Raw genomic sequence first — 12,657 nt, forward strand, 5'->3', positions numbered from 1 at the left:
GCGGTGACGCCAGCTTCCGGAATTGTCTTCCCATTTCTGCGGGAGACGCCTCATTTACTTGGCGAACTCAAAGCGTTCGAAGCTGATTTGCATGAAAAACGTCTGAACAATCTTGCACTCAGCAACGAGTTGCGGGCTCCCATAACGGGGAGTCCTGATTGGATCGCGCTCAGAAACAAGGAATTAATACCCCTTATCTATTACGCTAATCACATGAACGTAAGTGACTCTGCGCGTTTCATAATCGCGCCGCATGGGCATCCAGGGGCCGACATTCGCCTTTACTATTCCGGCGAGACTGAAAATCTCCAAATGACGACAGCGTATGCAGATTGGCGCTTTCTCGACGCCAATGTCCCAACCAAGCATGGGGGTCATTTGCACCGCCGCGAAACTGAAATTCTTAATCGCGAGGGAATAGTGGGATGGGGACCACTCACAGAGTCGAACGGGAAGCTATCGCAAGAGCGCCGGATGGTTTCAACAGTGGAAAGGGACCCTGCACATTTCAACGGTCTCGTTCAAGCTTTGGTGAACAAATTTAAGAAAAAATGTGAACCCGAGTGCACGCTTCTCGTGCTTGCTGTGGGATATTTCGAGGGCGGGACGAGGGAGTGGTTTGAGCGTCTTGCATGTTCCGCAGTAAGCACAGCGCGAAAACAAGTCTCACAACCGAATTGGATCAAGCGAATTTGTATCCTTGATCAGGGCTTTTGCATCGACTCCGGCTAACGATTCGCCGACCAAAGCGCCTTACGCCTCGACATATTCCGCAACGGCGCTAGGCGGGGGCACGGGTAAGCCGTCGGATTCCAGCCCCTCAATATGGAATCGGATCGCTTCTCGGAGTTCCTGCTCCACGTCGGAGATGGTCGCTCCTGTCGCGATGCAGCCCGGCAAGTCCGGCACATAGGCCGAATAATTATCGCCCGCCTTTTCGATCACGACTGCGTAACGCATCACTGCTTCTCCTTCAGACCTGCCTGTTTAAGAATGCTGTTCAGCGTTCCCGGGGAAATATCGTCTGAAAGCTTGCCCGCGACGGTTGCTCGACCCGCCTTGGTCGGATGTTTGAACTGGCGATGGCTGCCTCTTGTGGCGGCCAAAAACCAGCCGTCCTCCTCCAGCAAACGGATCACGTCCTTTACTTTCATAACGCTGAAAAGCCCGCGTATCCAAAGGCCATATTATATCTCTTCCCGCTCGATCCGCGAATTCTTCTTCGTATCCGGCATCGTCGCATAGACGATGAGCGAAATGAAAATCGCGGCGCTGGCGTAGTAGAAAAACCCGCTCTCATGGCCCTGCGCCTTGAACCAGAGCGCCACATATTCCGCCGAGCCGCCAAAGAGCGACACCGTCGCCGCATAAGGCAGCGCGACGCCGGTGACGCGGATCGCCGCGGGAAAGAGTTCGGCCTTCACGACGGCGTTGATCGACGTATAGAGCGCGACGATCAGCCACGCGCAGCAGATGAGCGCGAAGGCGATCCATGCGTCGCGCGCATTCTGAATGGCGGTCAGCAGCGGCGCGGTGAAAATCGTTCCCAGCACGCCGAAGGCGATGAGCATCGGCCGGCGGCCGACGCGGTCCGACAAGGCGCCGTAGATCGGTTGCAGACAGAGCGCGAAGAGAAGCGAGCCGGCCGCAATCCACGTCGTCTGCGCATCGCTCAATCCGGCGGAGAGCTTCAGGAATTTCTGCATGTAGGTCGTATAGACATAGAAGGCGATGGTGCCGCCGAGCGTCAGTCCAACGACCGTCGCCGTCTCGCGCTTATGCGCGAGGAGCGCGCTCAGCGATCCACGTCGCGGTTCGGCGCGCGACGCCTCGAAGGCGGGCGTCTCGACTAGGTCGCGGCGCATATAGAGCGCCACGATCGCGAGCAGCGCGCCGAGGGCGAAAGGGATGCGCCAGCCCCAATCGCGCAGCGCCTGAGCGTCGAGCGCGACATTCTGCAAGATGAGCAGCACGCAAAGCGCCAGCAGCTGGCCGGCGATCATCGTCACACATTGAAAGCTCGAATAGAAACCGCGGCGCTGGGCATGCGCCATCTCGGCGAGATAGGTCGCGCTCGATCCATATTCGCCGCCAAGGCTGACGCCCTGAACGAGGCGCGCGACGAGCAGCATCGCCGGCGCGCCGACGCCGATCGTCGCATAGGTCGGCGCGAGCGCGATGAGGAGCGAACCCAGACACATCAGCAGCACCGAGAGCATCAGCGCGGCGCGCCGGCCGCGCCCGTCCCCGATCCGTCCGAAGACATAGGCGCCGATCGGCCGCATGAAGAAACCAAGCGCAAAAACGCCGGAGGCCGACATCATCCGCGCGAGAGGGTCTTCGCCAGGAAAAAAGGAGTCGGCGAAATAAAGCGAAAAAGCCGAATAGACATAAAAGTCGTACCATTCGACGAGATTGCCGATCGAGCCGATCAAAATCGCGCGCAGCCGCGCCGCTTCGGTTTTGACGTCGATCGCCGCCGCGTCTTCCTTCATATGTCCTTCACACCAACTGGCTGGCGACGTTCACCATGAGCGCAAGGATCGTGGTGTTGTAAAAAAACGCGACGATGCCATGCGTCGCGACCAGCAGTCTCATCTGCGACGAGCAGGTTTCTATGTCGGCCGTCTGAAAGGCGACGCCGATGACGAAGGAAAAATACAGGAAGTCGATATATTGCGGCATCCTGGTGTTGGGGAAATGCAGTCCGCCGCGCGCCGTCGGCGGCTCGTCCGGATCATGCTCTTCCTCGAAGTAAAATTCATGCGCATAGTGAAAGGCGAAGGTTAGGTGCAGGAACAGCCAGGAGTTCAGCACCGTGATGATGGTGAGCGCAACGGCTGCGCCCCTTTCCCAGCCTTCCATTGACTTCACCGAACCCAGCTCGACGACGACGGCTCCGAAGGAGGCGGTGGCGATCGCGGTCGTAAGCAACAGCATGACGAAGCGGCCCTCGTCGAGATGCTGGGCGCGTTCGCGGATTGTATCGTGCGTGGCGCGGGCGATGAGCAGGTAGACGAGAACGAAATAGCAGAGCGCGACGGCGTTCCATGCGACGAGCGCGCGTGCGACCAGCTGCATCGCCTGCGGCAGAAGAAATCCGACGACGACGCCGAAAGCGAAACTGAGAAAGAGCTGCGGGCGCGCGCGGACGATGCGAAAGGGCGCCAAAATGGCCGAGGCGCGCCGACGGGTCTTGGACAGTCCTTGTCCGGGCATCGGCGCGATTCCTCAGTTGCGCCGCGCGGCGACGAAACGGGCGGCCTCTGCCAGAACGCCGGTCGCCTCCCCCAGTCCTGTTTCACGCAGCGCCGCCGTCGCTTCTGCGACCAGCGCGTCCCGTCTCGCGCGCGCGGCGTCGAGACCGAGAAGACCGACAAGAGTCGCCTTGCCGCGTTCGGCGTCTTTGCCGGCGCGCTTGCCGAGCGCGGCGCTGTCGCCCTCCGCGTCAAGAATGTCGTCGGCGATTTGAAACGCGGCGCCGAGCGCTTCGCCATAGCGCGTCAGCGCGCGCGCCTGCGACGCAGAAGCGCCGCCGAGGATGCCTCCGGCGTCGACGGCGAAGCGTAACAGAGCGCCCGTCTTCATCGCCTGCATCTGCAAGGTCGCTTCGAGCGTGAGCGGCGTCGCCGCCGTTTCAGCGGCAAGGTCGAGCGCCTGTCCCCCGACCATCCCGCCGAGCCCCGCCGCGCGCGCCATGGCGAGCACCAGCGCCGCGCGCACGCCGGCGTCGGCGTGCGTCTGCGGATCGGCGACGACGTCGAACGCGTAGGTCAGCAGCCCGTCGCCCGCGAGGATCGCCGTCGCCTCGTCGAAGGCCTTATGAGTCGTCGGCCGGCCGCGGCGCAGATCGTCATCGTCCATCGCCGGCAGATCGTCATGGACGAGCGAATAGCAATGAATCATTTCAAGCGCGCAGGCGGTGCGCAGCGCCGCGTCGCCGACGACGCCAAAGAGCCGCGCAGCTTCGATGACGAGAAAGGGCCGCAGCCGCTTGCCGCCGCCGAGCGATGAATAGCGCATCGCCTCGAGCAGGCGCGCGGGACGGCGAATCTCGCCGGGCAGCGGCGCAGCCGCGAGCAGCGCGTCGAGCGCGGATTCCGCGGCGTCGGCGGCGGCGTCGAGACGGCGTCTAAATTCCTCGGCGCATGCGGCTGCATCCATGAGAGCGATGTCCTTAAAAAGCAAACGACAATGGCTGCTAGCAAATTTACGGTCCAATCCCAAGGGCGCCCTGCGCGCTCCTTTAAGGCGAAAACGCGTCGCGTTTCGGTCTTTTCCTAAGCCGCGCGCGCCCGAATGTCGCGCGATGTTGTATTTTTGCGACAGTCTTCGCAGACCGCTTTTATTAAACTCTGCGTGACGCCAATGCGGCTTGCGGCATTCCCAAGCGGTCGTCGGCCGCGGCGTCGTTGCAGACTCTCGCGGCGCGCATCGAACGGACTGATCCGGCGCCGCTTCGCCTGGATGCGGACGATCCAGCCTCACCCTAGGAGAAACGCATGAAGAAAGTTCTGCTGCTGACGACCGCCCTCATGGCGGCCGCGCCGCTTGCGGCGTGCAACACGCCCGGTGAACGCGCGGCGGGCGGCGCGGTGATCGGCGGACTTGGCGGCGCGGGCATCGGCGCGCTCGCGTCCGGCGGACGCGCCGGCGGCACGCTGGCCGGCGCGGCGATCGGCGCGGCCAGCGGCGCCGTTATCGGCGCGGCGACCGCTCCGCCGCGGCGCTGCGCGAAATGGGGCTGGGACTATTACGGCAACCGCGTCTGCGTCGCTTTCTATAACTACTAGAGCGCTTCCCGATCACATGGAATCATGTGATCGATAAGGAAGCGCTCAAAATCAAAGCGTTGGAGCAGGTTCTCCTCGAAAAAGTCTGTCAACTTTTTCGGAACCTGCTCTAAGAGCGCGCCAAATTGTTTTAAACCGCAGGCGAGCGCCTGCGGTTTTTCTTTTCGGCCCACGCGATCGCCACGCTCCAGGCGCCGCCTTCTTGATCTTGGAGGTGCGGCCGCTAATTTGAGGCGAGCGGCGCCGCCGGGAGAGAGTTCATGCCAAAGGGCTTAACCAAACTGATGATTCTAGGGGCGATTGGTTTCTTTCTCGGCGCCGCGATCGTCGGCTATTACTCCGGCTGAGATTCTTCCCTCAACTTCGCGTTAGCGGAGGGACGCCGGTCCGAATGGGCGCCGTCGACCCCTGCAGCGTTGCAGGCTGCGAAAGCCGACGAAGAGTGGCGCGGGTAAGGAATGGCGCAGACGCGCCATACGCGGGGCGCTTGCGCGTGAAAGACCCGCCGATGCGCTGCGCGCAGACGCAGGCGAGCTTGCGCGCTCATTGTTCATTAACCATGTTGATCTAAGTGATAGGCGCAGACGAGGCGCAATCAGGAGACGGAGCAATGGCGATGAGCAACAGGACCAAGATTGGAATCGTTCTGGCGGTTGGGGTTCTCGCCGGCCTCTCGTCGGGGTTGCTGTCCCTGCTGCTTTTGGCGGCGGCGGGTTTCCTGATCGCCTGGGGCCAGAATCCCAAGGGCGTCGAGGACTTCTTCGAAAGCCTTCCCTTTCGAGACTACAGCTCTAAAGCCTTCTCTCGCTTGAACTCGATCCTCTCTTAAGACCTCCCGCGGCGCGCCCCGCGTCGCCGTCCGTCCGCTCAATAACGTCAAAAAGCCTGCCGGACCTCTCCGGCGGGCTTTTACGGCGTGGAGAAGACGACGCCGCTTTTGGCGGCCGCGCGTCTAGTGCGAACTGACAGACAAATTATTGAGCTGGTGCTGCAAGAGAGGATTGAACTCCAGCACATAGCCCTCAATCGTTTGATTTTGTTACTGATCCCAGCGTGGCGGATTGCGTTTGTATAGCAGTTTTGCGGCTCAGAGATCAAGGACCGGGAAGCATTGCTGTGAATAGCTCCGAAACTCAAGCGTCGCTCATCTTGCAAAGGGATATGCCGTTCGCCATCTGCCGAACATATACAGCGGACTTTTACCGGGAGCGGGGATGACATTCATCGAAGGGGATCAGGCGCGGCTTTTTTCCCGGCTTTATTTGGAGCATGGCCCGCCGACCCGCGACAGTGCACGGATGCGGCGGCGGCTCGTGGAAGTCTGGCCGGCCGTAAACGAGCAACAGATCGCCTCGTGGATTACCAAGCGCCTAGGTGTGGAGGTCCCGAGGGATTGGCACGGTGAGCCGGTTTGGAGCCGTTACTTAAGTGACGCGGACCTGCGCGACGTTCTCGACGCAATCACCATCGCTTTCCTTGTATCCCGTGATCGAAAGTTCCTTATTGAAGTCGCCACAATCTTTCGGGAAGAAAACGTTGGCTATCGTGTAGACGAACAGGGCGTAGTCCACTTCGCGGTTGATGTAGAGTTCGAGCGCGCGGTCCAATCGACCATTAGGGGATTAGATGACCCTCGATATGGCAATGTGATTGCGTCGTTCAAGCGCATACAACCCGAGCTGAACAAAGACCCGCCAGACGGAAAGCAGGCTATCAGGGCGTCATTCGACGCTGTCGAAGCACTCTTCAAATTGATGTTTTCGCGCGCCCACAGGCTTGGTGGCGGGGAGGCTCAAACGCATCTCGCGCCCCTTGTTACGGACAGGTCAGAAGAGGGGGCAGAGAGGCGCGCTGCGCTGAAGTGGGTGTCATCCTTCAAGGAGTGGATCGAAGCGTGTCATTTCTATCGACACGAGCAGGGGCAGCCGGAGCCCCACCAACCGCACATTGACCTCGCCATCGCTCTTATCAGTGGGGGCATCACGTATTTGAGGTGGCTCGCGACCTTTGATCGGCCCCGGGGTGATCAAGAGTAGGAGTGCGGCGGCTGATGAGCGAGGTGTTTGGGCTGAGGGGGCCTACTTTTGCTTGCGCCTGTGTCACCCGCCAGGGATTGCCGTTATGCGGCGACGATTGCCGACTCACCCGCTTTAGCAATTCTCCCGTGGGCCGGTCTTCACAAACCCAGTTGATGCGTTCAAGGCCACCCTCGCAATATTCCGCGCCGCCGAGATTGTGAAAACGTAAAGAGCGTATTTCACTAAATCCCGCGGCGTCGGCCGTCGCGGTCTACTCACTGCCGCACGGTTCGCACTATCGCATGGTCTAAATCCGCCTAAGCGTGTCCTGCCACCGCGCGATGGTTGCCGCTTGTATGTAATGCAAATTCTCTCTCTGAAACGATGCTTCGTAAGTTACCGTGGACACATGCAGCAACCTGTCTGCACCGACGATGCTCGGCCCCAGCTTTTCAGTATAGCCATCATCCGTCGAATGCCGGTGAACATGGACTATCAGACCATCAAAATAGAAGCGAAAGATTGGGATGCAGTTTTCGGAATGCGTTCCGAGAGTTGGAATTATCTTGGTCTGCGCGATAGGCGAGTGGTTGTGTGTAGGGCCGAGAGTTGAAAGCTGCGTCAAAATGGCTGGGTAAAATGCTAGCTGCCCGGGTTTGCCTTCCACAAGCAATTTGCACAGGAGTTCAAGGTCCTCCGATGGTAGTGTGACCTCCGAAAATTCCGGCCGGGTTGTGGCCGCTGCTCTCCACAGCAGGCTCAAGAAGAATAGTCGTGCTCGGGTAGCGTCAATCCCCTTGACCTCGCGGAGGCCCCACATCCCGTTTGGCAAACGCTTGTGATCGTTCGTCGCCAAGACTTGCATCGGGCCCCAGCCACTCCAAAGAAGCTTTCGCTGGCGGAGCGTGGCAATTGCCCACGTGTCCAAGTCCGTCAGGATTTCTTCTCCTGACCGCGTAACAAGCTTGTCGTCATACCAGCTATCCCAACGTCGTATTGGGCGCTCGCCGCGCCCCTCTTGGATGAGGGGAAGCCCCGGTTCCTCAGGTCTCGTTAATGCTTTGGGGATCAAATGAGATTTGACAAACCGACCCTTTGCGCCCGTGAGTTTGCAGGTTCCCTCAGCCATTGCGGTCCGCCAAACTATCGCCTGAGCGCGCCATATCGCACATGCGGTGGGCTCTCACTAGTCTCTCAGGTGTTGGGGAACGTTCCAATCAAATAGCCTTGTCTCTCGTAAACACGAGGCAAAAGTATTTGCCTACCAATTTCACTGATTTATGAGAGTCAATCCCGAAAAATCCTAGCTCGGAGCCTGAATCTAACCGGTTTCCGCCGGTGACATGTGGTGACTGGGCCCTTGAGGGACAGGCCACATATTTTGATAAGTATCTGAGCGGCTGGTGCTGCAAGAGAGGATTGAACTCTCGACCTCTCCCTTACCAAGGGAGTGCTCTACCACTGAGCTACTGCAGCGCTTGATCGCCCCGAACGCCTGAAATCGCGTCCGACGCGTTCGGGGCCTGTGTGCCACAGGGGCGCGCAAGTCGCAAGCGCGCACGTGTCCAGCCCATGGCTTCGAAATCGAGTTAATTCCGGCTGACTCTCAGCCGTCATCCCGGCGTTGTGCCCGGCGTCCCGCCGGTCAACCGCTAAACGCTCCGCGCCGACACGGCGCGTTCGGCTCACATCCTCGCATTTGCCTCGCGTCATCGCGTGGATCGCCGCGACAAGCGCGGCCATGACGCCGTGAGATGACCCCTCGCTAACCCGGATTCGGAGCCCTGGCGTCCAGCCCAGGCCACGGCCGAACGAACGCCTTCGCCGGACGAGCCCGACGAAAACAGGTTGTGTTGTTGAAAAATACAACCTAGGATAGAAATATCGATCGATCATGTCGGCCCTTCACATCGAAGGCGCGTCCGCCCGGGTCGACGTCGCACGCGCCGCGACGGAGGATCAATTGATTGAGAATTATCTTTCTGACGAACATTGGCAGGCCGTCGCACCCGTCCTTCCTGGAAAACAAGGCGACCCAGGCTGTAGAGGCCGCGACAATCGGCTTTTTCTCGAAGCGGTGTTTTGGATTTTTCGCACCGGCTCGCCGTGGCGCAGCCTGCCGCCGCAGTTCGGCAAATGGTACACGGCCTATACGCGCTATCATCGCTGGGACAGGAAGCACGTCTGGCCGCGCGTCGTGGCCGCGCTCAGCGACAACGGCAAATGCGATTTCCAATATGACAAATACGGGCTGCGCTTCGCGCCGCGCGATGACATTGGCGCGCCCGAGCACGCGCGAAACGACGCCGACGGGCACCCGCGCGCCGCGGTCGGCGAATTGGTCGGAGTCTGAGACCAGCTACTGCGATTGCGACTGCGACTGCGACTGGCTGAAAGCCGCCGCCCGCGCCACACGCACTTTGACGTCCAGCGTTTCGCCCGCGCCGCCCGAGTGCGCGCCGCGGATCGGCGCCGCGCCCAGATAGTCGAGCGCGACGGCGACGCGCACGTGACGCTCTTGCGGCGCGACGCCATGGGTGGGATCGAAGGCCACCCAGCCGAGATCCTCGACATAGGCCTCGGCCCAGGCGTGCCCGGCGACCTGATCCTCGCCATCGCCGCCGAGAAAATAGCCGCTCACATAGCGCGCCGGCGCGCCGACCCCGCGCGCGCAGGCGATGAAGAGATGCGAAAAATCCTGGCAGACGCCCCTTCGCTGCTCGAAACATTGCGCCGCCGTCGTCGCCGAATGCGTGGCGGCGGCGTCGAATGCGAACGACTCGTGAATTGCGCCAAGCAGCGCGTGAAGCTTCGCGAGCGTTCCGCTTTCCTTCGATGTCGTGGCGCGTGCGAAATCGTCGATCGCCGCGCTCGGCGTCGTCAGCGGCGTCTCGCGCAGGTAAAGGATCGGCAAAAAGCGCTCGACCGCGCCCGACACGACTCCGGTCATGTCGAAGGTCGTCACCTCTCCTTCGACCACGGTGGAGATCGAGTCGATCGGCCCATCGACAGAGAAGCGGTGAAGCATATTGCCGAACGCGTCTTCCGACTGCACCAGTCGGCAATCGCGATCGACGTCGATGCGCCAGTCGACGACATGCTGCCCATCGTGATTGCGCGGCGACAGGCGAAGATGCTGCACGGCCATTCGCGGCGGCTCCGCGTAGCGATAGGTCGTTTCGTGCCTTATGCGGATGCGCATCTGATGTCGCTCAGAAGAGATATTGCTCGGAGATGAGCGCGGCCAGTCTGTTGTTTTCGGTGATGAAGGACTGCACGAATTCATGCAGACCGCCCTGGAAGACGCTCTCCATGTTCAGCTTTTCCAGCCTGCCATAGACGCCGCGGGCGTGACGCTGCGACACCCCCTGGCGCCCGTGGGCGCGAGCAAGATAGTCGAGATTGCGCACGATCGACTCATAGCAGGAAATCAGCGAGCGCGGCATCTCCGGTCTGAGGATCAGCAGATCGGCGACGAGCCAAGGCTTCATGCTCGTGCGATAGACCCAGTGATAGGCGGTATGCGCCGATACGGCGCGCAGAATGGCCGACCATTGGAAATAGTCGAGCGAACCGCCGACGATCTCCTTCTCGGGCAGCAGCACATGATATTTGACGTCGAGCAAACGCGCCGTGTTGTCGGCGCGTTCGATAAACAGCCCGACGCGCGAAAACCAATAGGCGTCGTTGCGCAGCATGGTGCGATAGGCGCCGCCGTCATAGGTCAGCGACGTCTGCTTAATGACCTCGAGAAAGCGCGCCAGCTCCTGCGCGCAAGGGACGACGCCGCGCGATTCCAGCGCGCGCATTTCCAGATAGGCGTCGTTGATCGATTCCCACATTTCGATGGTCAGCGCCGTGCGCACAGCGCGGGCGTTGGCGCGCGCCTGCTCCAGGCAGTTGCGGATCGATCCTGGATTTTCCGGCGCGAAGGTGAGAAATTCGATGACATTGGCTTCATCGACCGGACGTCCGGAGGCGTCGAAGGCCAGCGCCGCGCCCGACGACAGCAGCACGCTTTCCCACTCGGTTTCCTCGCCGCCATAGGCCTTCGGCAGCGCGGCGAGGCGTCGCGACGCCTGAATGGCGCGCGCCAGAAAGTCGGCGCGCTCCATGTAGCGGGCGAGCCAGTACAGATTGTCGGCGGTGCGGGAAAGCATCAGCACGTCCGTTTATGAGTCGCTTTGGCGATCATCGGTGGTCGTTGCGGCATATGCGAGCGTCTCGTCACGGGTCTCGTCACGCTTGGCCCATCGTCTGCTCGGCGACCCAGGCGTCGTCGATCACCCAGGTGTCCTTGGTGCCGCCGCCCTGGCTCGAATTCACGACGAGCGACTTTTCGGTCATCGCGACCCGGGTCAGACCGCCCGGCACGACGCGGGCGCCATTGGCCCCCTGCAGCACGAAGGGCCGCAGATCGACGTGGCGCGGGGCGACGCCGGTCGCCATGGCGATCGGGCATGTCGAGAGCGCCAGCGTCGGCTGAGCGATGAAATTCTGCGGATGCGCCTTAAGCTTTGCGCGAAACTCCTCGATCTGCGCCTTAGCCGCATGCGGTCCCACGAGCATGCCGTAGCCGCCGGAGCCGTTCACTTCCTTGACGACGAGCTCATCGAGATGGTCGAGGACGTAGGTCAGCGCTTCGGTTTCGCGGCAGCGGAAGGTCGGAACATTCTGCAGGAGCGGCGCTTCGCCCAAATAAAATCGAATAATATCAGGCATGTAGGTATACATCGCCTTGTCGTCGGCGGCGCCGGCGCCCACTGCATTCGCCAGCGTCACATTGCCTGCATGATAGGCGCCCATCAACCCGGCGACGCCGAGCGCCGAATCCGGCCGGAAGCACAGCGGGTCGAGGAAGTCGTCGTCAATGCGCCGGTAGATGACGTCGACGCGGCGCGGGCCCTCGGTCGTGCGCATATAGACGACGTCGTCGCGCACGAAGAGATCGCGGCCCTCGACAAGCTCGACGCCAAGCTTATCGGCGAGAAACGAGTGTTCGTAGAAGGCCGAATTGTACTGGCCGGGCGTCATCAGGACGATCGTTGGATCGCCGTTGGCGCGCGGCGGGGCGACCGAGCGCAAGGTCGCCAGCAGTTCGTCGGGATAGTTCTCGATCGGCGCGACGCGATGTAGCGCGAAGAGTTCGGGAAAGAGCCGCATCATCACTTCGCGGTTCTCGAGCATATAGGAGACGCCGGAAGGGGTTCGGGCATTGTCTTCGAGAACGAAGAAGCCCTGATCGTCGGTGCGCACGATGTCGACGCCGGCGATATGCACGAAGATGTCGTAGGGCACGCGGCGGCCCGCCATATCGGGGCAATAGGCGGGGTTGCGATAGACGAGATCGGCAGGAACGATTCCAGCCCTTAGGATCTCGCCGGCGCCATAGATGTCGGCAAGAAAAGCGTTGAGCGCGGCGACGCGCTGGATCAGACCTTTTTCGAGGGTCGCCCATTCGCTGCGGGCGAGTATGCGCGGCAGGATATCGAAGGGAATGAGGCGCTCGGTGGCCTCCTGCGCGCCATAGACCGCGAAGGTGATGCCGATGCGCCGAAAAAGCAGCTCCGCTTGCTCGCGCCGCGAGGCCAGGAGTTCGGGCGGGGTCTCCGCGAGCCACTGCGAAAGCTTGCGATAAGGAGCCCGGGTGCGGCCGTCCGCTCCAGCCAGTTCATCGAACTGCGTTATGCGTGAGTCCATTGCAAGAACTCCCTCTGGCGGCCGCCCCTTGTTTTCCCATGGCTGGCGGCCTTTTTTACAGTTCAAAGCAAGGACTGCGCCAATAGCGGCTGCGAAAATCTGTCACAGAGTTTTACTATTTGGCCAGAGGACGATTCGCGCGGCGC

The 12,657-nt window shown here is 61.1% G+C and carries 14 protein-coding genes and 1 tRNA gene; 5 read left to right on the forward strand and 10 right to left on the reverse strand.

Annotated features, from left to right (window positions below; all coding sequences use genetic code 11):
- Window positions 1-3 precede the first annotated feature (3 nt).
- The gene (locus tag BN69_RS19125; protein WP_014891038.1) at window positions 4-732 is read left to right on the forward strand and encodes a hypothetical protein; all 729 of its coding nucleotides are present in this window, start codon (window positions 4-6) and stop codon (window positions 730-732) included.
- Window positions 733-753: 21 nt separating this feature from the next.
- Here BN69_RS19125 and BN69_RS07780 read toward each other — a convergent pair whose 3' ends face one another.
- The 5 genes from BN69_RS07780 to BN69_RS07800 are packed head-to-tail and all read right to left on the reverse strand — an operon-like array spanning window position 754 to window position 4,164.
- Window positions 754-960: a type II toxin-antitoxin system HicB family antitoxin gene (locus BN69_RS07780; protein WP_014891039.1), complete on the reverse strand. Its 207-nt coding sequence runs from the start codon at window positions 958-960 to the stop codon at window positions 754-756.
- Window positions 960-1,154 (reverse strand): type II toxin-antitoxin system HicA family toxin, encoded by a 195-nt coding sequence (locus BN69_RS07785; protein ID WP_014891040.1) that lies wholly within the window; start codon window positions 1,152-1,154, stop codon window positions 960-962. Before BN69_RS07785 ends, BN69_RS07780 begins: the two co-directional genes overlap by 1 nt.
- A gap of 33 nt (window positions 1,155-1,187) precedes the next feature.
- Entirely contained in the window at window positions 1,188-2,495 is a 1,308-nt protein-coding gene (locus tag BN69_RS07790) for an MFS transporter (protein ID WP_014891041.1), read from the reverse strand.
- Window positions 2,496-2,502: 7 nt separating this feature from the next.
- A complete protein-coding gene (locus BN69_RS07795) occupies window positions 2,503-3,219 on the reverse strand; it encodes a DUF1345 domain-containing protein (protein ID WP_014891042.1) in 717 nt (238 codons plus the stop codon).
- Between the two features lie 12 nt (window positions 3,220-3,231).
- Window positions 3,232-4,164 carry a polyprenyl synthetase family protein gene (locus BN69_RS07800; RefSeq protein WP_041926858.1) on the reverse strand — a complete coding sequence of 311 codons (933 nt, stop codon included), beginning with the start codon at window positions 4,162-4,164 and terminating at the stop codon, window positions 3,232-3,234.
- Between the two features lie 338 nt (window positions 4,165-4,502).
- Here BN69_RS07800 and BN69_RS07805 point away from each other — a divergent pair, with 338 nt between their 5' ends.
- On the forward strand, window positions 4,503-4,793 hold the full coding sequence (locus tag BN69_RS07805; protein ID WP_014891044.1) for a hypothetical protein: 291 nt from the start codon (window positions 4,503-4,505) through the stop codon (window positions 4,791-4,793).
- Here BN69_RS07805 and BN69_RS19430 read toward each other — a convergent pair.
- Entirely contained in the window at window positions 4,790-4,966 is a 177-nt protein-coding gene (locus tag BN69_RS19430) for a hypothetical protein (RefSeq protein WP_158491301.1), read from the reverse strand. The two genes, BN69_RS07805 and BN69_RS19430, sit on opposite strands and share 4 nt — an antisense overlap.
- A 443-nt stretch (window positions 4,967-5,409) precedes the next feature.
- Between BN69_RS19430 and BN69_RS07810 the strand changes: the two genes are divergently transcribed.
- Entirely contained in the window at window positions 5,410-5,622 is a 213-nt protein-coding gene (locus tag BN69_RS07810) for a hypothetical protein (RefSeq protein WP_244435064.1), read from the forward strand.
- A gap of 385 nt (window positions 5,623-6,007) precedes the next feature.
- The gene (locus tag BN69_RS07815) at window positions 6,008-6,829 is read left to right on the forward strand and encodes a hypothetical protein (RefSeq protein WP_041926859.1); all 822 of its coding nucleotides are present in this window, start codon (window positions 6,008-6,010) and stop codon (window positions 6,827-6,829) included.
- A 1,383-nt stretch (window positions 6,830-8,212) separates the two neighbouring features.
- Here BN69_RS07815 and BN69_RS07825 read toward each other — a convergent pair.
- Window positions 8,213-8,287 (reverse strand) — tRNA-Thr (locus BN69_RS07825).
- Window positions 8,288-8,705: 418 nt separating this feature from the next.
- Between BN69_RS07825 and BN69_RS07830 the strand changes: the two genes are divergently transcribed.
- Window positions 8,706-9,164 carry a transposase gene (locus BN69_RS07830; RefSeq protein ID WP_014891048.1) on the forward strand — a complete coding sequence of 153 codons (459 nt, stop codon included), beginning with the start codon at window positions 8,706-8,708 and terminating at the stop codon, window positions 9,162-9,164.
- A gap of 6 nt (window positions 9,165-9,170) precedes the next feature.
- Here the strand turns inward: BN69_RS07830 and BN69_RS07835 are convergent, their stop codons facing one another.
- The 3 genes from BN69_RS07835 to BN69_RS07845 form a co-directional block, all read right to left on the reverse strand.
- Window positions 9,171-10,013, reverse strand: coding sequence for a transglutaminase family protein (locus BN69_RS07835; protein ID WP_014891049.1), 843 nt, complete (start codon window positions 10,011-10,013; stop codon window positions 9,171-9,173).
- A gap of 10 nt (window positions 10,014-10,023) precedes the next feature.
- Window positions 10,024-10,971: an alpha-E domain-containing protein gene (locus BN69_RS07840; RefSeq protein ID WP_014891050.1), complete on the reverse strand. Its 948-nt coding sequence runs from the start codon at window positions 10,969-10,971 to the stop codon at window positions 10,024-10,026.
- 79 nt (window positions 10,972-11,050) lie between these two features.
- Window positions 11,051-12,511, reverse strand: a complete 1,461-nt coding sequence (locus BN69_RS07845; protein ID WP_014891051.1) for a circularly permuted type 2 ATP-grasp protein — start codon at window positions 12,509-12,511, stop codon at window positions 11,051-11,053.
- Between the last annotated feature and the right edge of the window lie 146 nt (window positions 12,512-12,657).

Origin of the sequence: Methylocystis sp. SC2 (genome assembly GCF_000304315.1) — a bacterium.
GTDB lineage: Bacteria > Pseudomonadota > Alphaproteobacteria > Rhizobiales > Beijerinckiaceae > Methylocystis.